This window comes from Achromobacter veterisilvae, from assembly GCF_900496975.1.
Classification (GTDB): domain Bacteria; phylum Pseudomonadota; class Gammaproteobacteria; order Burkholderiales; family Burkholderiaceae_B; genus Achromobacter; species Achromobacter veterisilvae.
In genome coordinates this window covers 1-20,777 of record NZ_UFQC01000054.1, presented here as the reverse complement: position 1 = coordinate 20,777, position 20,777 = coordinate 1, and the positions used below count along the sequence as shown (strand labels likewise).

Here is a 20,777-nt window from a genome sequence, read left to right as displayed (position 1 = left end):
CTGCCGATCGCCGCGTTTCTTTCATTGTTGACCGCATGCGGGCCCGCCGGACGGGCCCCTGCGTCTTTGCCCGAGGTGCTGCGGCTGCCGGCGGGCGAGGTCTCCTACCAGCCTCCGGGCGAGACGCTGCGCGCCGGCTATCCGGTGACGCCGGCTCCGCTGACCGCGCGCTATCCGCGCGGGCTGTCCATCATGAAGCGCCAGGTCAGCCAGGCGGACTACGCGGCCTGCGTGCTTGCGGGCGGCTGCAAGCCGCTGGACGCGGCGCAACGGCAGGCCGCCGCGCGCGACCTGCCCGCGGTGGGCATCAGTTGGACCGACGCGTCGGCGTATGCCGACTGGCTGTCCGCGCGCACCGGGCGGCGCTGGCGTTTGCCCACCTATCCGGAATGGGTCTACGCCGCCGGCTCGGCCTATCGCGAGGAACTCCGGCTGCCCGACGGCGACGATCCCGCCCAGCGCTGGCTGGCCGAATACGACGCGCAGAGCCGGCGCCAGCAGGAGGACGTCGAGGTGCGTCCGTTCGGCGCGTTCGGCGTCAACGACCTGGGCCTGATGGACATGGCGGGCAGCGTCTGGGACTGGACCAGCGACTGCCACGCGCGGCGCATTCTGGACGCGCCGGGCGAGGACGCGGACGCGGGCCGCAACTGCGGCATCCGCGTCGCGGCGGGGCGGCACATCGCCTATCTGCCGGACTTCATCCGCGATCCCAAGGGCGGGGCGTGTTCGGTCGGGATCCCGCCCGCCAATCTGGGCTTCCGGCTGGTGCTGGAAGAGGATTAGGGCGGGTTCACGCCGAAGGCGTCTCGCACAGGCCCGAAACGGGCGCCTGGAGCCGGGTTTGCGCGGGGCCGGGCTGCGCCATCCTGGCCGGCCCGCCGTCGATACAGGAGGCGCACCCGGAACAATCCTGCGCCGCCTGGGCGTCGCCGGACACGCGGGCCAGGGCGGCGGGCGAGCGCAGCACGATGCGCTTGCGGCTGCTGTCGACGATGCCGCGCTGCCGCCAGTCGCTGAGCAGGCGGCTCACGGTGTGCAGCGTGGTGCCGGTCATTTCGGCGATGTCCTGGCGCGTGATGGGAAAACCGATGCCGATGCCGCCGGCCGTCGGCTGCCCCGAGCTTTCGATCAGGCGCAGGATCGTGCGCGCCACGCGCTGTTCCACTTCGTCGGTGGACAGCTCCTGGATGCGCAGGTGCGCGTCCTGCAGGCGCTGGCCCATGGTTTGCAGCGCCATGGCGCTCAATTGCGGATGGTTGCCGACGAAACGCTCCCAGAGGGCGTCCGGCCAGGCCAGGCACACGCTTTCCAGCACGGCCTGCACCGTGGCGGGGTAGCGCGACTGGCGCATCGCGCGGGCCAGGCCGAACATGTCGCCCGGATTGACGTAGCGCACGACGACTTGCTCGCCGTCGGCGGTAAGCTGCGCCACTTTCAGGCTGCCGCTGAGCAGCACGAAGAAGTGCGAGGCCACCGCGCCCTGGCGGTAGGCGGTGGCGCCGGCGACCAGCCGGCAGGGCTGCGCGCCGCGCAGCGCGGACTTCAACTGCGCGTCAGACAAGGGCCTGAAGAGTTCCAGGTTGCGCAACAGCGCATGGCACAGAGGCGACGGCATGGCAGTCCTAAAAGACGGAGGGATCTCTACGCCCCCATGGTGACACCGCCGCCTTGCGGTGACAATGCGCGCGGCGGGCGGGCCTGTGCTGGAGTTTGCGCTACAGCAAAGAGCGGCGTCGCCGCTGGTTCTCCAATAGGGCTGCCGACATTCACGGCGATTGAAGAACCCGATAAGGAGCTGGATATGAACGCATTACGGCCCACCTTGCTTGCCGCCGCGCTGGCTTTCACGATGGCCGCGGGCGCCGCGTTTGCGCAGGACGCGGACAAGCTGCCGCACACCAAGGTCACGCTGGTCGCCCCGCCCATGGTCCACCCGCACGAGCAGGTCGTGAAGTCGGGCCCGAAGGTCGTCGAATTCACGATGAGCATCGAAGAAAAGAAGATGGTCATCGACGACAAGGGGACCACCCTGCAGGCCATGACGTTCAACGGCTCGATGCCCGGCCCCACGCTGGTGGTGCACGAGGGCGACTACGTCCAGTTGACGCTGGTCAACCCCGCCACCAACGCCATGCCGCACAACGTGGACTTCCATGGGGCCACGGGCGCGCTGGGCGGCGCCAAGCTGACCAACGTCAACCCCGGCGAGCAGGCCACGCTGCGCTTCAAGGCGGACCGCAGCGGCACCTTCGTCTACCACTGCGCGCCGGAGGGCATGGTGCCCTGGCACGTGGTGTCGGGCATGAGCGGCACGCTGATGGTGCTGCCGCGCGACGGCCTCAAGGACCCGCAGGGCAAGCCCTTGCACTATGACCGCGCCTACACGATCGGCGAGTTCGACCTCTACATCCCCAAGGACGAGAACGGCAAGTACAAGGACTACCCGACGCTCGCGGAAAGCTATGGCGACACAGTGAAGGTGATGCGCACGCTCACGCCCACGCACATCGTGTTCAACGGCAAGGTGGGCGCGCTGACCGGCGCCAATGCCCTGACGGCGAAGGTCGGGGAGACCGTGCTGCTGATCCATTCGCAGGCCAACCGCGATACGCGCCCGCACCTGATCGGCGGCCACGGCGACTGGGTCTGGGAAACCGGCAAGTTCGCCAATCCGCCGCTGAAGAACCTGGAAACCTGGTTCATCCGCGGCGGCTCCGCGGGCGCCGCGCTCTACACCTTCAAGCAGCCGGGCGTGTACGCGTACCTGAACCACAACCTGATCGAAGCCTTCGAGCTGGGCGCGGCCGGGCACATCAAGGTCGAGGGCAAGTGGAACGACGACCTGATGAAGCAGATCAAGGCGCCGGGCCCGATACCGCGCTGACCCCCGGGGCCGGGCGAGCGCAGGCCCAGCGCCCGCCCCGCGCCCTTGCCGCGACACTTTCCGACGGAACTTTTCCATGTCCAACTTTCATCGATTCGCGCTTGCGGCGGCCCTGGCGGGCCTGTCCGTCCCATGGGCGCAGGCGGAAACGCTGGCCGCCGTCAATCCGGCCGGCGAAAAACTCTATCAGTCCGCCTGTGTGGTGTGCCACGCCAGCGGAGTGGCCAATGCGCCCAAGCTGGGCGACAAGCAGGCCTGGTCGCCGTTCATCGCGCAAGGCGCCGATGCGTTGATGGTCACCGTGCTCAAGGGCAAGGGCGCCATGCCGCCGCGCGGCGGATCCTCCGCCGACGAGGCCACGCTCCGCGCCGCGGTGGAATTCATGATGAGCGCGGCGAGATAGGATCGATGGGCGGAGACGTCTCGCTCGCGCAGGTGTCTGGCACCCGTACGAGACGGCGGTACAGATGGACGCGACGTTCCCGGGTGTCAGACACCCCCCACGGAACAGTTGCACTTGCAATTACCTGCAATCCTCCATACGATTGCAATTGCACATAATGCAATTGCAATTCACGATGCGAAATGACGGCGGCCGTCCCTGGCGGGATGCCGTCTTCGCGCCCATAAGGAGGACGCCATGCAAACCCCTATCGACCCCGCCGACGCCGACCCGCAGGAAACCCGGGAATGGCTGGAAGCCATGCAGGCCGTGCTGGCCTATGAAGGACGGCCGCGCGCGCATTACCTGCTGGACCGGCTGATCGACCAGGACCGCGCCGGCCACGGCGGCTATGCGGCGCCGACGGCGACGCCCTACGTCAACACCATCGGATTGCCGGAGCAGGGGGCTTTTCCGGGAGACGTGGGCATCGAACTGCGGCTGGACGCCTATCTACGCTGGAACGCCATGGCCATGGTGCTGCGGGCGGGCAAGACCTCGGGCGTGGGCGGGCATATCGCCACCTACGCCTCGGCCACGACGCTGTACGAAACCGGGTACCGGCATTTCTTCCGCGCCGCCACGCCCGCGTTCCTGGGCGACATGCTCTACATCCAGGGACATTCCGCGCCCGGCATCTATGCGCGCGCCTACCTGGAAGGGCGCGTTTCGGAGGCCGAGCTGGACCGCTTCCGGCGCGAGACGGGCGGGGGCGGGCTGCCGTCCTATCCGCATCCGCGCACGATGCCGTCGTTCTGGCAGTTCCCCACAGTGTCGATGGGGCTGGGCCCGCTGATGGCGGCCTACCAGGCGCGCTACATGCGCTATCTCGAAGACCGCGGGCTGATTCCCGCGCAGGGCCGCAAGGTGTGGGGCTTCCTGGGCGACGGCGAACAGGACCAGCCCGAGACGCTGGCGGCGGTGGCGATGGCCGGCCGTGAAAAGCTGGACAACCTGATCTTCGTGGTGAACTGCAATCTACAGCGCCTGGACGGCCCGGTGCGCGGCAACGCCAAGATCATCCAGGAACTGGAAAGCGTGTACCGGGGCGCCGGCTGGAACGTCATCAAGGTGATCTGGGGGGACGGCTGGGACGCGCTGCTGGCCCAGGACCGCGACGGCCGCCTGCGCCGCCGCATGATGCAGTGCGTGGACGGGGAATACCAGGTGTTCAAGGCGCGCGGCGGCGCGTACGTGCGCGAGCATTTCTTCGGCGCCGATCCGGAGCTGCTGGCGCGCGTGGCGCACCTGAGCGACGACGAAATCGGCGCGCTGAACCGCGGCGGGCACGATCCCGCCAAGGTCTACGCGGCCTACGCGGCGGCGGTGGCGCACGAGGGCCGGCCCACCGTGATCCTGGCCAAGACGGTCAAGGGCTACGGCATGGGGGCGGCGGGCGAGGCGGCCAATACCAACCACCAGCAGAAGAAGATGGCGGACCCGGCCGTGCGCGCGTTCCGCGACCGCTTTTCGATCCCCGTGCCCGACGAGGAACTGGAGCGCATTCCCTATATCAAGCCGGCGCCGGGCAGCGCCGAGCAGGCCTACTTCGACGCCGCGATCGCCCGCGCGGGCGGCCACCTGCCCAGGCGGCTGCCCGGCCCGGGCCCCCTTGCCACGCCGCCGCTGGAAGCGTTCGCCGCGCACTTGAAGGGCAGCGGCGGCCGCGAGTTCTCGACCACCATGGCGTTCGTGCGGGTGCTGGCCCAACTGCTGAAGGATCCGGACATCGGCCGGCGGGTGGTGCCCATCGTGCCGGACGAGTCGCGCACCTTCGGCATGGACGGCATGTTCCGGCAGGTGGGCATCTATTCGCACGTGGGCCAGCTCTACACGCCGCAGGACGCCGACCAGCTCAGCGTCTACCGCGAAGACCGCGAGGGGCAGATCCTGCAGGAAGGGATCAACGAGTCGGGCGCCATGTCGTCCTGGATCGCCGCGGCCACCGCCCACAGCACGCACGGCGTGGCCACGATTCCGTTCTACATCTTCTATTCCATGTTCGGCTTCCAGCGCGTGGGCGACCTGGCGTGGGCGGCCGGCGACATCCGGGCGCGCGGCTTCCTGCTGGGCGCGACGTCGGGGCGGACCACGCTGGAGGGCGAGGGCCTGCAGCACGACGACGGCCACAGCCATGTGCTGGCCTCCGTCATCCCCTCGTGCGTGGCCTACGACCCGGCCTATGCCTACGAGGTCGCCGTGATCGTGCAGGACGGCATGCGCCGCATGTACCAGGAGGAAGAGGACATTTTCTACTACCTGACGCTGATCAATGAAAAGACGGCGCATCCGCCGATGCCCGAGGGGGCGCAAGCCGGCATCGTGCGCGGCATGTACCGCCTGCGCGAGGGTGCGGCCGGCGCGGCGCGGGTGCAGTTGCTGGGCAGCGGAGCCATCCTGGGCGAAACGCTGGCGGCGGCGGATCTGCTGCAACGGGATTTCGGCGTGGCGGCCGACGTCTGGAGCGTGACCAGCTATTCGGAATTGCGCCGCGACGGCCAGGAGGCGGAGCGCTGGAGCCGGCTGCACCCGCTGGAGGACAGGCGGCGCGGCTATGCGGAAACCGTCCTGGCCGATAGCGCCGGGCCGGTGGTGGCCGCCACCGACTATATGAAGACGGTGGCCGAACAGATCCGCCCGTTCATGGCGGGCCGCCGCTACACGGCGCTGGGCACCGACGGTTTCGGCCGGTCGGACACGCGGCAGGCCCTGCGCGCCTTCTTCGAAGTGGACCGCCGCCATATCGCGCTGGCGGCGCTGAAGGCGCTGGCGGACGACGGACTGATCCCGCGCGAGCGGGCGGCCGAGGCCATCGTCCGCTACGGCATCGACCCCGAGGCCGAGTCTGCGGCGCTGCCGTAGCGGCCGTTCTAGGCGCGGCGCGCCAGCAGGGCCCAGACCCCGGCGGCGGACAGCAGGGCGCCGCCGCCGAGGTTGAAGCCGCGCTGCGCCCGGGGCGAAGCCAGCAGGCGGCGGGCGGATCCGGCGAACACCGCATAGGCGGTGGCGTTGATGCCGGCGCAGGCGACGAAGGTGGCCGACAGCGTCCAGAGCTGGCGCGTCACGTCGCCGGCGGGGTCGATGAATTGCGGCAGGAAGGCCACGAAGAAGATGATGCCCTTGGGGTTCAGCGCGGTCACCAGATAGGTATTGGCGAACAGCTTCCAGCGCGACCCCGCCGCGCCGGCCCGGGGCAGCGGAGCGGGCGAGACGCCGGCGCGCAGCAGCTTGAAGCCCAGGTACAGCAGGTACAGGCCGCCCGCCGTCTTGACGACGGTGAACCAGAACGCCGACGCCGCCAGCAGGGCGCCCAGGCCCAGCAGCGACAGCGCCAGCGCGGTGGAATCGCCCAGCGCCACGGCAAGCACCAGCGGCAGCCGGGCGCGCTTGCCGTGGGTGAGGGAATAGCTGATGACCGTGAGGATCGTGGGACCGGGCAGCATCACGAGCAGGACGGACGCGCCCAGGAAGGCCAGCCAGGTTTCAAGCGACATGGGTTTGGCTCCAGGGGGGATGGCGGCGCGGCGCCGGCCAGCGGCCCACTGTATCGCAATCGCGGCCGCCTGGATATGGCGCCCGGCCGGACGGGCGCGCCGGGTAGTGTTAAATACAGCTTTCCCGGACAGTGAACGCGGCCCCCGTGGCGCCGCGAAGGAAACATCATGGCATTTGATTTCGATTTGTTTGTGATCGGCGCGGGCTCCGGCGGCGTGCGCGCGGCGCGCTTCGCGGCGGGCTTCGGCGCGCGCGTGGCCGTGGCGGAAAGCCGCTACCTGGGCGGCACCTGCGTCAACGTCGGCTGCGTGCCCAAGAAGCTGCTGGTCTACGGCGCCCACTACAGCGAGGACTTCGAACAGGCGAGCGGTTTCGGCTGGAACGCCGGGCAGCCCACGTTCGACTGGCCCGCGCTGATCGCCAACAAGAACCGCGAAATCGAGCGCCTGAACGGCATCTACCGCAACCTGCTGGTCAACAGCGGCGTGACGCTGCTGGAAGGGCATGCCCGCATCCAGGACCCGCACACGGTCGAAATCAACGGCAAGGCCTACAGCGCCGCCAATATCCTGGTGGCGACGGGCGGCTGGCCCCAGGTGCCCGACATTCCGGGCAAGGAACACGCCATCACCTCGAACGAGGCCTTCTTCCTGAAGGAACTGCCCCGCCGCGTGCTGGTGGTGGGCGGCGGCTATATCGCGGTGGAATTCGCCTCGATCTTCAACGGCATGGGCGCGCAGACCACCCAGGCCTACCGCGGCCCGCTGTTCCTGCGCGGCTTCGACCAGGGCGTGCGCGAGCACCTGCGCGACGAGCTGGTGAAAAAAGGCATAGACCTGCGCTTCGACACGGACGTGGCCCGCATCGACAAGCGGGCCGACGGCACCCTGGCCGCCACCTTCAAGGACGGTTCGGTCATCGAGACCGATTGCGTGTTCTACGCCACCGGCCGCCGGCCCATGCTGGACAACCTGGGCCTGGAGAACACGGCGGTCAAGCTCAAGAAGGATGGTTTCATCGAGGTGGACGACGAATACCGCACGGCCGAACCCTCCATCCTGTCCATCGGCGACGTGATCGGGCGGGTGCCGCTGACGCCGGTGGCGCTGGCCGAAGGCATGGCGGTCGCGCGCCGCCTGTTCCGCCCCGAGGAATACCGCAAGGTGGACTACAAGCTGATTCCGACCGCCGTGTTCAGCCTGCCGAACATCGGCACGGTCGGCATGACGACGGAAGAGGCGCGCGAAGCCGGCCACGAGGTCAAGCTCTTCGAAAGCCGCTTCCGCCCCATGAAGCTGACCCTGACCGAGTCGCAGGAAAAGACGTTGATGAAGCTGATCGTCGACGCCCGGACCGACCGCGTGCTGGGCGTGCACATGGTGGGCCCGGACGCCGGCGAGATCGTGCAGGGCATCGCGATCGCCTTGAAGGCGGGCGCCACCAAGCAGGTGTTCGACGACACCATCGGCATCCATCCCACGGCCGCCGAGGAGTTCGTGACCCTGCGCACGCCCGTCGCGCAGTAGGCTACAGGCGCTGGATCAGGGCGCGCGCCGCCGCCGGCGCGCGTTCCTTGGCGCCGTTGATGAAAAAGGCATAGACGTCGCGGGGCCGGGCTGCGGCGGCGGCCGGAGCGCCGACTCGCGGCAGGTCCGCCGGGTCGGCCCCGCGCGCCCAGCCGCGCAGGCGCCCGGCCCAGGCGTCCAGCGCCTTGGGCGCGTAGCCCGCCTTGAAGGCGGCGCTGGCGCGCATCAGCCGCGCATAAACGAAGTCGGCCGTGCGGTCGGCGATCGACGGAAAATCCTCGCTGTCCGTGAATACGGTGGCGGCGCGGTGGCGGCGGGCCAGCCGCAGGTATTCTTCGCAGGCGAAGCTGGGATGGCGCACGTCCAGCACGTGGCGCAGCGGCAGCCCGTCCACCTGTTCCGGCAGCAGTTCCAGGAAGGCCTCGAAGTCCTCGGGGTGGAAGACCTTGGCGGGGGCGAACTGCCAGACGATGGGGCCCAGCTTGGGGCCCAGCTCGGCAATGCCGCCGTGCACGAACCGGTCGACCGAGTCCTTCGCGCCCGCCAGTTCCCGGCGGTTGGTCGCGTAGCGCGACGCCTTCAGGGAAAACAGGAACCCTTCCGGCGTTTCGTCGCGCCACTTGGCGAACGTGGCCGGCTTCTGGGTGCTGTAGTACGTGCCGTTGATTTCGATGGCGGTGAGCTGGCGGCTGGCATATTCCAGTTCCCGCGCCTGGGGCAGGCTCTTGGGGTAGAAGGTGCCGCGCCAGGGGGCGTAGGTCCACCCCCCGATGCCCACCCGGATGGCGGCGCCGTCTTCCGGGGACGGTTGGGGATGCTGCATGTCGGGATCCTCCCTGCACATGGACGGAACCACTGTATCGCCGGCGCCACTCGGCCGTAAACTCCCGCCGGAAAATTTCCTGTTCCGATACAGTTTTGGGCTAAGGTGTGAATTCACGATTCCACTTGCCGCGGCTGCGCCGGCCCATCATGCCCGACCTCACCCATCTCCTGACTTTCGCCCTGGTCGCGCTGGGCATGGTGCTCACGCCCGGGCCCAACATGATCTACCTGGTGTCCCGCTCCATTTCGCAGGGCGCCCAGGCCGGGCTGATATCCCTGGGCGGCGTGGCGGTGGGCTTCGTCTTCTATGTCTGCTGCGCGGCGTTCGGCATCACGGCCCTGCTTATGGCCGTGCCCTATGCGTACGACGCGCTGCGCATCGGCGGCGCCTTGTATCTGCTGTACATGGCGTGGCAGGCGCTGCGCCCCGGCGGCCGTTCGCCGTTCCAGGTGCGCGACCTGCCCCGGAGCACCCCGCGCGCGCTGTTCACGATGGGGCTCGTGACCAATCTGCTCAACCCCAAGATCGCCATCATGTACGTGTCGCTGCTGCCGCAGTTCATCCAGCCCGAACGCGGCAGCGTGTTCACGCAATCGCTGGCGCTGGGCATGACGCAGGTCGCGGTCAGCCTTTCCGTCAACGCGCTCATCGCCATCATGGCCGGGTCCATCGCCGGCTTCCTGGCGGGGCGGCCCCTGTGGATGGTCGTGCAGCGCTGGCTGATGGGCACCGTGCTGGCCGGGCTGGCGGTGCGCATGCTGACGGATTCGCGCCGCTGATGCCGGCCGGCGAGGGCTTCTTCGCCTCGCTGGGCGGTATGCTCGGCGAAGCGCTGCGCAGCATCGTCGCGGGGCTGAAGTGGCTGCTGGGCGGCATCGGCGGCGCGCTGGGCGATTTCTATTCGGGCCTGGCCGGCGCAATGGGCATGAGCCCGTCCGTCTTCAATCTCGTGCTGCTCGCCCTGGGGCTCATGCTGCTCTGGGCCGCTGTCAAGGCGCTGCTGCGCCGTTCCATCCTGGCATGCCTCTTCTGGCTGTTCCTGGCCGTCCTGGTGCTGGGCGGGCTGATCAATTGAGGGGGGCCACGCGAAATACCTCCGCCAGGACGTCCCGCAACTGGGCGACGCGGGGGTTCGACGCCCCTTCCCGGAAAATCAGCGCCACGACACTGGACGGCGGTTCGGGCTGTACGCGTATCTGCTTGACCGAATCCCCGGGCGGCACACTGCGGCGGATCAGCGCGATGTCCGGGACAATGCCGATACCCAGGTCCGCGGCAACGAACTGGACGCTGGTCGTCGGGCTGGTCGATTCGACCACGGGCAGGGGGGCGGGCAGCCCCGCGTGCGTGAAACAGTCTTCGATAAGCTTGCGGCCCATCGACCCTTCGGCCGGCATGACCCATCGTTCCCGCGCCAGGCGGGCCCAGTCCACGTGCCGCGCGCGCACCAGCGGGTGTTTTGCGCATGCGATGACCGCGAACTGTGTTTCAAACAGCTTGATGTACTGAAACGCGCCCGCGCCGGATTCCAACCTCTGCAAAGGGAAGGTGGAAATCAGCGCGTCGATTTCGCCCTGCTGGAGCGCGCGGATCAAGGCGGGAACCCGCTCCTCCATCAGTTGCACGCGCATCGGCGTGGCATGGTTCACCAGCTTCTTGACCACGCCGCCCAAATACATCTGGGCGACAAAAGGGGGCGCGCCGATCCGGATCTTGGCCGCAAAGCGGTTCGCGGTCAGGGCATCGGCGCGCAGGTGGCCGAGTTCTTCCAATAGCAAGGTGGCGCCGCGCAACACCGCCTCGCCCTGGGCGGTGGGCGTCAGACCGCGCGCCGTGCGCAGGAACAAGACGAAGCCGAATGCACTCTCGATTTCCGTCAGCGCCTTGCTCAGGGCCGGCTGCGTGAGGTTGAGCGCCTGGCTTGCGGCCCGCAGGCTGCCCGTGGCCTGCACGACTTGCAGCATGCGCAGGTGGCGAAAGCGCAGCTTCGCTACCAGATGGTCGGGTTCGATCGCTCCGCTCCTTTGAAGGCCATAGAACTTTAAGTTATCGCTATATCAAAATATATCAATTTTTCTATTCACTGCGATCACTTATTCTGCGGGCATTACAAGGAGACAGCATGCAACGCCGCACTTTCTGCCTGGGCGCCTTCGGCGCCGGCATGATGTTCCATTCGATCGTCAACGCCGCGCAGGCCTATCCTTCGCGAGCCGTGCGCATCGTCGTTCCCTACGCCGCCGGCGGCGGCCCCGACATCATGGTGCGGCAGTTCGGCCCCGCGCTCGGCGCGACGATGGGGCAGCCGATCGTGGTGGAGAACAAGGTGGGGGCGGGCGGCGTGCTGGCCGCGCAGTATGCTGCCCAGGCCGCCGCCGATGGCTACACCGTGCTGCTGGGCTCCAACTCGCACCTGATCCAGAAAGCGCTGCAACCGAGCCTGATGTTCAATCCGGAGAAGGATTTTGTTCCGGTCACCGTCATCGGCACGTCGCCCAGCGTGCTGGTCGTCTCGGCCAACTCGCCTTACCGCAGTGCGCAGGATCTCATTGCCGCCCTGCGGGCGCATCCGGGGAAGATGAATTACGCCTCGGGCGGGATCGGCTCGGCGGCGCACCTTGGCGGCGCCACTTTTACGACGCTGGCGGGGGTCGAAGCGACCCACGTTCCGTTCAAGGGCTCGGTGGAGATACCGGCCTCGCTGCTGCGCGGAGACACGGATTTCGCCTTCGCCATTGCGGGAACCGCCATCCCGCAGGTGCAGGGCGGCCGATTGCGCGCCCTGGCCGTGACCAGCCGCGATCCCTTGGCCGAACTCCCCGATGTTCCGCCGCTGCGCGGCATGCTGAACAGCGACCTGGCCGTCCAGGAGTTCTGGTTCGGTCTCTGGCTGCCCGCCACGCCTGGCGCCGAGGTGGTCGACAAGCTCTATCGCGCGGCGACCGCGGCGCTCAAGGACGCGGCCGTCAGGCGCGGCTTCGAGGCCGCCGGCGTCCGGGTGATCCAAAGCGACAGCCCGGCGTCCGCCGCCGCATTCGTGCGCAGCGAGGCTCGCAAATGGACTGAGATCATCAAACTTACCGGCATCACCGCCGGCTGACCAGCAGGATACCCATGGCCAAGCCACTCGACGGCATACGCGTGCTGGATTTGTCGCACGTCATCGCCGGCCCTCTCGCCTCCTTTTATCTCGCGCAACTCGGCGCCGAAGTCATCAAGGTGGAGCCGCCCCTGGCGGGCGAAGTGCTGCGTTCGATGAAGAACGGGGCCGACACGGACACGCCCACGGGATTCGCAGCCCTCAACGCCGGCAAGCAGTCGCTGGCGCTGGACATCAGGACCCGGCAAGGCGCCGATCTGCTGCGCGCTCTTGCAGCCTCGGCCGACGTGTTCATCGAGAACTTCCGGCCGGGCGTGGTCGCCCGGCACGGACTCGACTATGCGTCGATCAAGGCGATCAAGCCGGACATCGTGTACTGCTCCATTTCGGGTTTCGGCCAGCAAGGGGATTGGTCGCAGCGCGGCGCCTACGATCACGTGGTCCAGGCCATGACCGGGATGATGATGATGTCCGGCGAAGGCGATGACGCGCCTCCGCTCAAGGTGGGCTTTCCGGTGATCGACGTGGCGGTGGGCATGCTGGGGGCGCTGTCCATCGTTTCGGCGCTGCACCGCAGGCTTCGCGAGGGAGTCGGCCAGTACATCGACGCCTCCATGGTCCAGGCCTCGCTGATGCTCATGTATACCAACACCTGCGCTTACCTGAACGACGGCACGCCGACGCGCCGGGTCGGCAATCGCGGCTATACGGGCAGTCCCGCGGCCGACACGTACCGGTGCGCGGACGGCTGGCTGGCGGTCGCGGCCAATACGCCGGAACAATTCCGCAAACTGACGGCCGCCATCGGGGCCGAGTCGCTGTGCGGCGACGCCCGGGCATTGGACCTGGAAGCGTTCAACCTTCCCAATGGATTCGTGGTGCCCAATGACCGTGAGTATGTCGTCGGACAGTTGCGGGAGGCGTTCTCGACCCGCAGCGCGGCGCAACTGGAGGAATTGCTCAGCCAGGCCGGGGTGCCCGCGGCCAAGGTAAGAAAGCTCGAAGAATTCCTCGACGAGGCGGACGCCACCGGCTGCGTGAACCTGCCCGACCACCGTTTCCACCAGGACGGGCGCGAACTGCGGACCCACGGGCTCGGCTTTGCCTTCGCCCAGGACGGCGGGCCCACCCCGGCGGGCGCTCCGGCGGTGGGCGAGGGCGGGCATGCCGTGCTGGCGCGCGCGGGCATGGATGAACAGGCCATTGCCGAGCTTGAGCGCGCCGGGATCCTCCGAACGAAAACCCGGGCGGCCGCTCCTTCCCTATCCTGAAAATCCCGATAACCCGGAGAACCTATGACACAACTTCTGCAAGGGCGCATTGCCATCGTGACCGGAGCCGGGCGCGGCCTGGGCCGGGCGCATGCGCTGGAACTCGCGCGCCACGGCGCCAAGGTGCTGGTCAACGACATGGACGCCGGCCGGCCGGACTCGGGGGCGCAGGCCGTCGTGGACGCCATACGCGCGGCGGGCGGGGACGCCCTGGCGCACGGCGCCGACGTGACGGATCCACAGCAGGTCCAGGCCATGGTGGCGGCGGCTGCCGGAAGATGGGGGCGTGTCGATATTCTGGTGAACAACGCAGGCATCCTGCGCGACAAGACCTTCGCCAAAATGAGCCTGGAGGATTTCCGGCTTGTCGTGGAAGTCCACCTGATGGGCGCCATGCATTGCACGCAGGCGGTGTGGAACGCCATGCGGGCCCAGAACTATGGCCGCATCGTGATGACAACCTCGTCGTCCGGCCTGTATGGCAACTTCGGCCAGGCCAACTACGGCGCGGCGAAGATGGCGCTGGTGGGCCTGATGCAGACCTTGGCCCTGGAAGGGGAGCGCCATGGCGTGCACGTAAACTGCCTTGCCCCCACGGCTGCCACGGCCATGACCGAAGGGTTGCTCGACGAACGCGCGCTCGCCCTGCTTACGCCTTCCTCCGTCAGCCCCGCGCTGGTCGCGCTGGTGGCGGAAAACGCGCCGAACCGGACCATCTTGATGGCGGGCGCGGGAAGCTTCGAGCAGGCGCACATCACCATGACCCGCGGTATATGCCTGGACGGCGCCGATTTGTCGGCCAACGTCCTGATCGGCCGTCTGGATGAAGTCGCCGACCGCGAAGAGGAAACCGTTCCCGCCACTGGCTTCGATCAATTGCGCCACGAGATTGCCAAGGTCCAGGCATGCCAAGTAGAGAAGTTGTAGTCCTTTCCGGCGTCCGCACGCCCATCGGCAGTTTTGGCAAAGGCCTGAAAGACTTGCCGCCGACCGCGCTTGCGGCGGAGGTCGCCAAGGCCGCCATCGCGCGCGCGGGTATCGATCCCGCGCAGGTGGAACACGCTTGTTTCGGCCAGGTCATCAATACCGAGCCGCGCGACCTGTATCTGTCGCGCGTCGCCGTCATCGAGGCCGGCTGCGGCGAGAGCACGCCGGCCTTCAACGTGAACCGCTTGTGCGGCTCGGGCCTGCAGGCGGTCGTATCCGCGGCGCAGTCCATCCTGCTCGGCGACTGCACGACGGCGGTGGCCGGGGGCGCCGAAAGCATGTCGCGCGCGCCCTATGCCAGTTACGCGCTGCGCTTCGGCGCGCGCATGGGCGATGCGCCCATGGTGGACACGCTGCTCGGCGCGCTGCATGACCCGTTCGATCGCATTCATATGGGCGTCACGGCGGAAAACGTCGCGAAGCGGTACGGCATTACGCGCGAGGCGCAGGATGCGCTTGCGCTGGAAAGCCACCGCCGCGCCGCGCGGGCGATCGCCGAGGGCCGCTTCGATTCGCAACTCGTTTCCATGACCGTGCCCGGCCGCAAGGGCGGCATGGCGTTCAACCGCGATGAGCATGTCCGCGCCGACATCGGCCTGCCCGACCTCGCCGGCCTGAAGCCTGTGTTCGCGTCCGAAGGCGGCACGGTCACCGCGGGCAATTCTTCGGGAATCAACGACGGCGCGGCCGCGCTCGTGCTGATGGAGCGCGGCCGCGCGCAAGCATGCGGCGTCCGGCCGCTGGCGCGGCTGCTTGCCTATGCCCACGCGGGCGTGGATCCGCGGTACATGGGCATCGGCCCGGTCCCCGCCACGCGTGCCGTCCTGGAAAAGGCCGGCCTTTCGGCCAGCGATATGGATGTGATCGAGTCCAACGAGGCGTTCGCGGCGCAGGCTTGCGCCGTTGCGCGCGAACTTGGACTGGACCCGGCCAAGGTCAACCCGAACGGTTCGGGGATCGCATTGGGGCATCCGGTGGGCGCGACCGGCGCCATCATCGCCGTCAAGGCCCTGCACGAACTCGACCGCATCGGCGGCCGGTATGCGCTGGTCACCATGTGCATTGGCGGCGGCCAGGGCATTGCCGCCATTTTCGAACGCGTCTGAAGCCCATGACCTGCGAACCCACCCCATCCTCCCGGCAGTTCGGCTGCCTTCAGTCGCTCATCGATTTCGTGGGGCGGCCTCCCATCGTTTCCGAGGCGCTCCTGGTCGACCAGGACATGATCGATCGATTCGCGCTGGTCACGCGCGACAGCCAGTGGATCCACGTCGACCGGGAGCGCGCGGCGGCGGAGTCTCCTTACGGAGACACCATCGCGCATGGCTTTCTCGTGCTGTCGCTGCTGACGCACTGGCAGGCGAGCTGCATCGCCTTCCCGGGCGCGTCCATGCTGCTGAACTACGGGTTCGACAAGGTCCGCTTCACGGCGCCCGTCCGGTCCGGTTCTCGTGTATTCGCCAAATTCTCATTGGCCCAGGCGATAGAGACCGGCCCTGGCGAAGCCCGCTGCACCTGGAAGGTCGCGATCGAGGCCGAGGGCGCGCCGCGGCCGTCGGTGCACGCCGATTGGCTGATCATGGCGCGCTACGGGGGCGCCTAAGCCCCAATGCCACTTCCCGGAGCCTTCGCACCAGCGCCGGGAACCGGTCGGCCCCCGTATTGCCGTAGCCGATCACCAGGCCGTTGTCCTCCGGCCGGGGCGATACGGCGAACGAAGACAGGGCGCCCGGGTTCATGCCCATCCTGCGCGCCTGCTGCACGATCTCCCGGTCCGGAAACGCCGGCGGCAGCCGCACCGTGAGATGCAGCCCGCTGTGCCCGCCCAGCACTTCATGCTCGATGCCCAGGTGGGCGGCCAGCGCGTCGCGCAGGGCGGCCTGCCGTTCGCGGTACAGGCGGCGCATGCGCCCGAGGTGGCGCGAGAACTGGCCGTTTTCGATGAAGGCCGCCATCGTCAGTTGTTCCAGCCGGTGGCCGCCGCGCAGCATCTCGACGACGGAAGGCATGGCCTGCGCCGCGATGGCCTCGGGCAGCACCAGGAAGCCCAGGCGCAGGGCGGGGAACATGGTCTTGCTGAAGGTGCCGACGTACAGCACGGGCGCGTCGGCCACCAGGCCCTGCATGGCCGCGATGGGCTCGCCCTGGTGGCGGAATTCGCTGTCGTAGTCGTCCTCGATGATCCAGGCGCCCGCCTGCCGGGCCCGTTCGATCAGGTCCAGCCGGCGCGTCAGCGACAGGACCGCGCCGGTGGGGTACTGGTGCGACGGCGTGGTCTGGATGAGCCGGGGCGGGCAGTCCCGCCAGGCGCTTTCGGGGATGGCGATGCCGTCCGCGTCGACTCGCAGGGCCACCACGTCCAGGTCGCCGCCGTGGAAAGCGGATTTCGCGCCCCGGTAGCCCGGCTCTTCCAGCCAGGCGGTGTCGCCGGGGTTGGTCAGCAGTTGCACGCAGAGCGACAGCGCGCCCTGCGCGCCCTCGGTGATGACGATGCGCGACGCGTCGCAGCGCACGCCGCGCGACACCCGCAGGTACTGGGCGATGGCTTCGCGCAAGGCGGGCTCGCCCACGGGATGGCCATAGCCCAGGGCGGTGGCGGGCGCGGCCTGCAGCGCGCGGTCCTGCGCGCGGCGCCAGGCGTTGATCGGGAATTGCGTCAGCGCCGGCGTGCCGGGCGTCATGGGCAGGGTGCCGTCGTGCGCGTAGCGCGTGGCGACGATGCGCGCGAGCCGCCTGGCCGTGGCCGGAACCCTGGCGGGGGGCGGCGCGGCATGCTTGGCGGCGCCGGCTGCGGCTGACAGGGGCGCGACCCGCGTGCCCTGGCGGTCGGCGATCACGAAGCCTTCGGCCGTGAGCTGTTCGTAGGCGATCAGCACCGTGTTGCGGGAGATCTCCAGTTCTTCGGCCAGGGCGCGCGACGAGGGCAGTTTGCCGCCGGCCGGCAACTGCCCGGCCAGGATGGCCTGCTTGAGGCGCTGGATCAATTGGCGCTGGCGCGGCAGGGCGCCTGGGCCGCGGGTGAGCGGGCTGGCGAGCAGGGCGGCGGTGTTCATCATGGCCCTATTAAAATCCGGGATCGTGGTGCTTTTTATGATGCCACGATTCCGATATCGTGAGGCCATGCAGATTGCGTCCGCCAATGCCGGCGGCGCGCCAACCACGAAGAGGCCCCGCAGCATGCAACCCCGCGTCAATGCCTTTCAGCAACCCATCGGCCCGGACCTGCCGGGCTGGACCGCGCGCCCGCGCCCGCCCTCGACGCCGGTGTCCGGCCGCTATTGCCGGCTGGAACCGCTGTCGGCCGAACGCCACGCGGCGGACCTCTACCGGGCGTTCAGCCAGGCGCCGGACGACAGCGACTGGACCTATATGTCGGCCGGCCCGTTCGCCGACGAAGCCGCCTATCGCGCCTTCGCGGAAAAGGCGCAGGCCGGCGGCGATCCGATGCACCACGCCATCGTCGATCTCCAGTCGGGCCGCGCCATCGGCACCCTGGCGCTGATGCGCATCGATCCGCCCAACGGCGCGATCGAGGTCGGTTTCGTGTCGTTCTCCCGCCAGCTCAAGCGCACGCGCATCGCCACCGAGGCGCAGTTCCTGCTCATGCGCCGGGTCTTCGACGAACTCGGCTACCGCCGCTACGAATGGAAGTGCGACAGCCTGAACGCGCCGTCCCGCAAGGCCGCCGCCCGCCTGGGGTTCGAGTTCGAAGGCATCTTCCGCCAGGCCACGGTCTACAAGGGCCGCAGCCGCGACACGGCCTGGTTCTCCATCGTGGACGGCGAATGGCCGGCCTTGCGCGCGGCCTACGAACAGTGGCTCGCCGCGGACAATTTCGACGCCGACGGCCGGCAGCGCCAGGGGCTCGCCGAACTGATCGCCAGGGAAAAGGCCGCGTGCGCCTGATCCCCGTCGCGCTGGCCCTGTTCTGGGGCCTGAACTGGCCGGCGGTGAAGATCATCCTGGCCATCGTCCCGCCGTTCACCCTGCGCGTGCTGGGCCTGGGCAGCGGCGCGCTGCTGCTGTTGCTGCTGGCCCGCGCCAAGCGGCTGGACCTGCTGCCGCCGCGCGCGTCGTGGCCGGGCATCGTGGTGGGCGGCTTCCTGGCGGTGGCCGTCTTCAACCTGGCCGTGGCCTGGGCGCAGCTCAGCACCAGCACCTCGCGCGCCGCCGTGCTGACCTTCACCATGCCGATGATGTCGGCCGTGCTGGCGTGGGCGGTCCTGGGCGAACGCCTGGACCGGCGCCGCGCGCTGGCGCTCGCGCTGGGCGCGGCCGGGGTGGCCATCCTGGCCTGGCCGGTGCTGCGCGCCGTTTTCGGCGAGCATGACCTGGCGGCCGCCAAGGGCCTGCTCTTTCCCCTGGTCGCGGCGTTCGGCTGGGCGGCGGGCACCGTCTACCTGAAAGGCTGGCCCGTGGCCGGCCACCGCATCGTGATCACCGCGTGGCAACTGGTCGTGGGGGCGGCCTGCGCCCTGGCGGGCGCGCTGGTGTCCGGAGAGTCGTTCCCCATGCAGGGCTGGAGCGGGCGCGTCGTGGCGGCGCTGTCGTTCCACATCGTCCTGGGCACGGCGGTCGCGTACTGGCTGTGGTTCGTCCTGAGCGAACGGGTCAGCGCCACGGTGGCCACCCTGACCACGCTGATGGTGCCGGTGGTCGGGGTCCTGGGCGCGATGGCGCTGGTGGGCGACCGGCCCGCCGCGCTGGACTGGTGGGGCTTCGGCCTGGTGCTGGCGGGAGCGGCCCTGATCGTGCTGAACCTGGACGCGGCGCCGGGGCGGCGCCCGGCCTGATCAGCGGGCGCGCCGGAGCTTTTCGCGCAGCAGTTCGGCGCCGCTCACGAGCGTGATGCCGGCCAGCACCAGCACCGCGCCCAGCACGAAGGCGGCGTCCAGCGGCTCGTCCAGGATGAGCACGCCGAAGCTCACGCCGAACAGCGGCGTCATGAACGACAGGATGGACAGGCGCGAAGCCAGGTAGCGGCGCAGCAGCCAGAACCACGCCAGGTAGCTGGACAGGGCCACCACCACGCACTGGAACGCGACGCTCAGCACGGACGCCTGCGTGTAGCGGAAGCCGGCATTGCCGGTGGCCGCGGCGTACGCCAGCAGCCCGGCCGCCGCCACCGCCATCTGGTAGAGCAGCGTCTTGGCGGGCGCGGCCTCGGACAGCGAGGTCTTGCGGATCGCCACGGTGGTGGCGCCCCACAGCAGGCCCGCGATCAGGCCCATCGCATCGCCCAGCAGCATATTGGACGCGCCGGAGTGCCCCTCGGGCTGGCCCTTGCCCAGGAAGGCCACGGCGATGCCGCAGAACGCGATCGCCACGCCGATCCATTGCAGCGGCTTCATGCGCTCTTCGGGCAGCAGCCAGTGCAGTCCGAGCGCCGCGAAGATGGGCGCGGTGTACAGGAACACCGACATGTGCGAGGCGGTGGTGTAGACCAGCCCCAGCGCCACGAACAGGAATTCGCCGGCGAACAGCAGGCCCACGATCAGGCCCGGCACGGCGGTGCCGTCGCTGAAGGCGCGCGCGCCTTCGCGGCGCCACACGACCGCGGCCAGCACCAGCGCGGCGAAGGCCGAGCGCAGGCCGATCTGCATGATGGGAGAGACGTCGCTGGCCACGAGCTTGATCGCGATCTGCTGGAAGCCCCAACAGACGCACAGGAGCAGCATGCCGCCGGTGGCCAGCGCGTCCAGCGGCTGGCGCAGGGGTCTGGGGGCGGGCGCGCTCACGGCAGTTCGGCCGGGTAGCTGTCCAGGGCCAGCCCGATCTGCTGGCGCAGGTCCCATTCCGCCAAAGTCGATTGGACGGGGCCGAAGAAGGCGCCGTCGCGGGTCACGAACATGGCGGGCAGGTGGAAGACCTCGTAGCGTTCGACCAGGCCGCCGTTGTCGCCCGCGTCCACCCAGCACACGCGTTCCACGGGCAGTTCCAGACCCGGCAACTGCTCGCGCGCGACGCGGCAGTTGCCGCAGGTGCGGCTGTGGAAGACCAGCAGCGATAGGCCGGGCGCGTCCAGCAGGAAGCGGTCGGCGGTGCTGTCGTTGAGTTCTATCTGTTCCATGGGAGGAGGGCGGGATGGGCGGAAGAGGCGCCCATTATGGCAGCGCGGCGCCCGCGGCGCGGAGATTCCCGCGGACCGGGCAGGGATGCCGCGGGCGTTCAGGCGCCGCGCAGCGCCCGGTCCAGCTCCAGCACCGTCTGGTACAGCACGCGGGTGCCGTCCAGCAACTGCGC

General features: G+C 69.0%; 21 protein-coding genes and 1 pseudogene. 14 read left to right on the top strand and 8 right to left on the bottom strand.

Annotated features, from left to right (window positions below):
* Positions 1-75 precede the first annotated feature (75 nt).
* Positions 76-786: a formylglycine-generating enzyme family protein gene (locus AVE30378_RS29790; protein WP_244235179.1), complete on the top strand. Its 711-nt coding sequence runs from the start codon at positions 76-78 to the stop codon at positions 784-786.
* Between the two features lie 7 nt (positions 787-793).
* Here AVE30378_RS29790 and AVE30378_RS29785 read toward each other — a convergent pair whose 3' ends face one another.
* Positions 794-1,618: a Crp/Fnr family transcriptional regulator gene (locus AVE30378_RS29785; RefSeq protein ID WP_129246432.1), complete on the bottom strand. Its 825-nt coding sequence runs from the start codon at positions 1,616-1,618 to the stop codon at positions 794-796.
* Between the two features lie 186 nt (positions 1,619-1,804).
* Between AVE30378_RS29785 and nirK the strand changes: the two genes are divergently transcribed.
* The 3 genes from nirK (at position 1,805) to aceE (ending at position 6,191) form a co-directional block, all read left to right on the top strand.
* The gene (nirK, locus tag AVE30378_RS29780) at positions 1,805-2,887 is read left to right on the top strand and encodes a copper-containing nitrite reductase (protein WP_129246430.1); all 1,083 of its coding nucleotides are present in this window, start codon (positions 1,805-1,807) and stop codon (positions 2,885-2,887) included.
* A 76-nt stretch (positions 2,888-2,963) separates the two neighbouring features.
* Positions 2,964-3,290, top strand: coding sequence for a c-type cytochrome (locus AVE30378_RS29775; protein WP_129246428.1), 327 nt, complete (start codon positions 2,964-2,966; stop codon positions 3,288-3,290).
* 237 nt (positions 3,291-3,527) lie between these two features.
* The gene (gene aceE, locus AVE30378_RS29770) at positions 3,528-6,191 is read left to right on the top strand and encodes a pyruvate dehydrogenase (acetyl-transferring), homodimeric type (RefSeq protein ID WP_129246426.1); all 2,664 of its coding nucleotides are present in this window, start codon (positions 3,528-3,530) and stop codon (positions 6,189-6,191) included.
* Positions 6,192-6,199: 8 nt separating this feature from the next.
* Here aceE and AVE30378_RS29765 read toward each other — a convergent pair whose 3' ends face one another.
* Positions 6,200-6,823 (bottom strand): LysE family translocator, encoded by a 624-nt coding sequence (locus AVE30378_RS29765; RefSeq protein ID WP_129246424.1) that lies wholly within the window; start codon positions 6,821-6,823, stop codon positions 6,200-6,202.
* 168 nt (positions 6,824-6,991) lie between these two features.
* Here AVE30378_RS29765 and gorA point away from each other — a divergent pair, with 168 nt between their 5' ends.
* Positions 6,992-8,350, top strand: a complete 1,359-nt coding sequence (gene gorA, locus AVE30378_RS29760) for a glutathione-disulfide reductase (protein ID WP_129246422.1) — start codon at positions 6,992-6,994, stop codon at positions 8,348-8,350.
* Between the two features lies 1 nt (position 8,351).
* On the opposite strand, the gene AVE30378_RS29755 is transcribed toward gorA, so the two are convergent.
* On the bottom strand, positions 8,352-9,173 hold the full coding sequence (locus AVE30378_RS29755; RefSeq protein ID WP_129246420.1) for a DUF72 domain-containing protein: 822 nt from the start codon (positions 9,171-9,173) through the stop codon (positions 8,352-8,354).
* A gap of 149 nt (positions 9,174-9,322) precedes the next feature.
* On the opposite strand from AVE30378_RS29755, the gene AVE30378_RS29750 reads away from it, so the two are divergent.
* Together AVE30378_RS29750 and AVE30378_RS29745 are read left to right on the top strand one after the other, a co-directional pair.
* Entirely contained in the window at positions 9,323-9,955 is a 633-nt protein-coding gene (locus AVE30378_RS29750; protein WP_129246456.1) for a LysE family translocator, read from the top strand.
* Positions 9,955-10,251 carry a hypothetical protein gene (locus tag AVE30378_RS29745; protein ID WP_129246418.1) on the top strand — a complete coding sequence of 99 codons (297 nt, stop codon included), beginning with the start codon at positions 9,955-9,957 and terminating at the stop codon, positions 10,249-10,251. The genes AVE30378_RS29750 and AVE30378_RS29745 overlap by 1 nt, the downstream gene beginning before the upstream one ends.
* On the opposite strand, the gene AVE30378_RS29740 is transcribed toward AVE30378_RS29745, so the two are convergent.
* On the bottom strand, positions 10,244-11,161 hold the full coding sequence (locus AVE30378_RS29740; protein WP_279636215.1) for a LysR family transcriptional regulator: 918 nt from the start codon (positions 11,159-11,161) through the stop codon (positions 10,244-10,246). The genes AVE30378_RS29745 and AVE30378_RS29740 overlap by 8 nt on opposite strands.
* 137 nt (positions 11,162-11,298) lie before the next feature.
* Here AVE30378_RS29740 and AVE30378_RS29735 point away from each other — a divergent pair, with 137 nt between their 5' ends.
* The 5 genes from AVE30378_RS29735 to AVE30378_RS29715 are packed head-to-tail and all read left to right on the top strand — an operon-like array spanning position 11,299 to position 16,137.
* Complete coding sequence (locus AVE30378_RS29735; protein WP_129246414.1) at positions 11,299-12,276, top strand: tripartite tricarboxylate transporter substrate-binding protein; 978 nt, start codon at positions 11,299-11,301, stop codon at positions 12,274-12,276.
* Positions 12,277-12,290: 14 nt separating this feature from the next.
* Positions 12,291-13,547 (top strand): CaiB/BaiF CoA transferase family protein, encoded by a 1,257-nt coding sequence (locus AVE30378_RS29730; RefSeq protein ID WP_129246412.1) that lies wholly within the window; start codon positions 12,291-12,293, stop codon positions 13,545-13,547.
* Between the two features lie 24 nt (positions 13,548-13,571).
* Positions 13,572-14,474, top strand: a complete 903-nt coding sequence (locus AVE30378_RS29725) for an SDR family NAD(P)-dependent oxidoreductase (RefSeq protein WP_129246410.1) — start codon at positions 13,572-13,574, stop codon at positions 14,472-14,474.
* A complete protein-coding gene (locus AVE30378_RS29720; protein ID WP_129246408.1) occupies positions 14,453-15,640 on the top strand; it encodes an acetyl-CoA C-acyltransferase family protein in 1,188 nt (395 codons plus the stop codon). Before AVE30378_RS29725 ends, AVE30378_RS29720 begins: the two co-directional genes overlap by 22 nt.
* Before the next feature lie 5 nt (positions 15,641-15,645).
* Positions 15,646-16,137, top strand: a complete 492-nt coding sequence (locus tag AVE30378_RS29715; RefSeq protein ID WP_129246406.1) for a MaoC family dehydratase — start codon at positions 15,646-15,648, stop codon at positions 16,135-16,137.
* On the opposite strand, the gene pdxR is transcribed toward AVE30378_RS29715, so the two are convergent.
* Complete coding sequence (gene pdxR, locus AVE30378_RS29710) at positions 16,112-17,587, bottom strand: MocR-like pyridoxine biosynthesis transcription factor PdxR (RefSeq protein ID WP_129246455.1); 1,476 nt, start codon at positions 17,585-17,587, stop codon at positions 16,112-16,114. The two genes, AVE30378_RS29715 and pdxR, sit on opposite strands and share 26 nt — an antisense overlap.
* Before the next feature lie 124 nt (positions 17,588-17,711).
* Between pdxR and AVE30378_RS29705 the strand changes: the two genes are divergently transcribed.
* Both AVE30378_RS29705 and AVE30378_RS29700 read left to right on the top strand, forming a co-directional pair.
* Positions 17,712-18,440 carry a GNAT family N-acetyltransferase gene (locus tag AVE30378_RS29705; RefSeq protein ID WP_129246404.1) on the top strand — a complete coding sequence of 243 codons (729 nt, stop codon included), beginning with the start codon at positions 17,712-17,714 and terminating at the stop codon, positions 18,438-18,440.
* Entirely contained in the window at positions 18,431-19,327 is an 897-nt protein-coding gene (locus AVE30378_RS29700; RefSeq protein ID WP_129246402.1) for a DMT family transporter, read from the top strand. The genes AVE30378_RS29705 and AVE30378_RS29700 overlap by 10 nt, the downstream gene beginning before the upstream one ends.
* Here AVE30378_RS29700 and AVE30378_RS29695 read toward each other — a convergent pair whose 3' ends face one another.
* From AVE30378_RS29695 to AVE30378_RS32930, 3 genes and pseudogenes are all read right to left on the bottom strand, one after another.
* On the bottom strand, positions 19,328-20,212 hold the full coding sequence (locus tag AVE30378_RS29695; RefSeq protein ID WP_244235178.1) for a DMT family transporter: 885 nt from the start codon (positions 20,210-20,212) through the stop codon (positions 19,328-19,330).
* A 56-nt stretch (positions 20,213-20,268) separates the two neighbouring features.
* Complete coding sequence (locus AVE30378_RS29690; RefSeq protein WP_129246398.1) at positions 20,269-20,604, bottom strand: thioredoxin family protein; 336 nt, start codon at positions 20,602-20,604, stop codon at positions 20,269-20,271.
* A 98-nt stretch (positions 20,605-20,702) separates the two neighbouring features.
* Positions 20,703-20,777: pseudogene (locus AVE30378_RS32930) on the bottom strand (M20/M25/M40 family metallo-hydrolase); the annotation flags it as partial.

Coding starts and splice junctions, on each gene's coding strand:
- AVE30378_RS29785 (WP_129246432.1), bottom strand. CDS start 1,618: ATGCCGTCGCCTCTGTGCCATGCGCTGTTGCGCAACCTGGAACTCTTC.
- nirK (WP_129246430.1), top strand. CDS start 1,805: ATGAACGCATTACGGCCCACCTTGCTTGCCGCCGCGCTGGCTTTCACG.
- AVE30378_RS29775 (WP_129246428.1), top strand. CDS start 2,964: ATGTCCAACTTTCATCGATTCGCGCTTGCGGCGGCCCTGGCGGGCCTG.
- aceE (WP_129246426.1), top strand. CDS start 3,528: ATGCAAACCCCTATCGACCCCGCCGACGCCGACCCGCAGGAAACCCGG.
- AVE30378_RS29765 (WP_129246424.1), bottom strand. CDS start 6,823: ATGTCGCTTGAAACCTGGCTGGCCTTCCTGGGCGCGTCCGTCCTGCTC.
- gorA (WP_129246422.1), top strand. CDS start 6,992: ATGGCATTTGATTTCGATTTGTTTGTGATCGGCGCGGGCTCCGGCGGC.
- AVE30378_RS29755 (WP_129246420.1), bottom strand. CDS start 9,173: ATGCAGCATCCCCAACCGTCCCCGGAAGACGGCGCCGCCATCCGGGTG.
- AVE30378_RS29750 (WP_129246456.1), top strand. CDS start 9,323: ATGCCCGACCTCACCCATCTCCTGACTTTCGCCCTGGTCGCGCTGGGC.
- AVE30378_RS29745 (WP_129246418.1), top strand. CDS start 9,955: ATGCCGGCCGGCGAGGGCTTCTTCGCCTCGCTGGGCGGTATGCTCGGC.
- AVE30378_RS29735 (WP_129246414.1), top strand. CDS start 11,299: ATGCAACGCCGCACTTTCTGCCTGGGCGCCTTCGGCGCCGGCATGATG.
- AVE30378_RS29730 (WP_129246412.1), top strand. CDS start 12,291: ATGGCCAAGCCACTCGACGGCATACGCGTGCTGGATTTGTCGCACGTC.
- AVE30378_RS29725 (WP_129246410.1), top strand. CDS start 13,572: ATGACACAACTTCTGCAAGGGCGCATTGCCATCGTGACCGGAGCCGGG.
- AVE30378_RS29720 (WP_129246408.1), top strand. CDS start 14,453: ATGCCAAGTAGAGAAGTTGTAGTCCTTTCCGGCGTCCGCACGCCCATC.
- AVE30378_RS29715 (WP_129246406.1), top strand. CDS start 15,646: ATGACCTGCGAACCCACCCCATCCTCCCGGCAGTTCGGCTGCCTTCAG.
- pdxR (WP_129246455.1), bottom strand. CDS start 17,587: ATGAACACCGCCGCCCTGCTCGCCAGCCCGCTCACCCGCGGCCCAGGC.
- AVE30378_RS29705 (WP_129246404.1), top strand. CDS start 17,712: ATGCAACCCCGCGTCAATGCCTTTCAGCAACCCATCGGCCCGGACCTG.
- AVE30378_RS29695 (WP_244235178.1), bottom strand. CDS start 20,212: ATGCTGCTCCTGTGCGTCTGTTGGGGCTTCCAGCAGATCGCGATCAAG.
- AVE30378_RS29690 (WP_129246398.1), bottom strand. CDS start 20,604: ATGGAACAGATAGAACTCAACGACAGCACCGCCGACCGCTTCCTGCTG.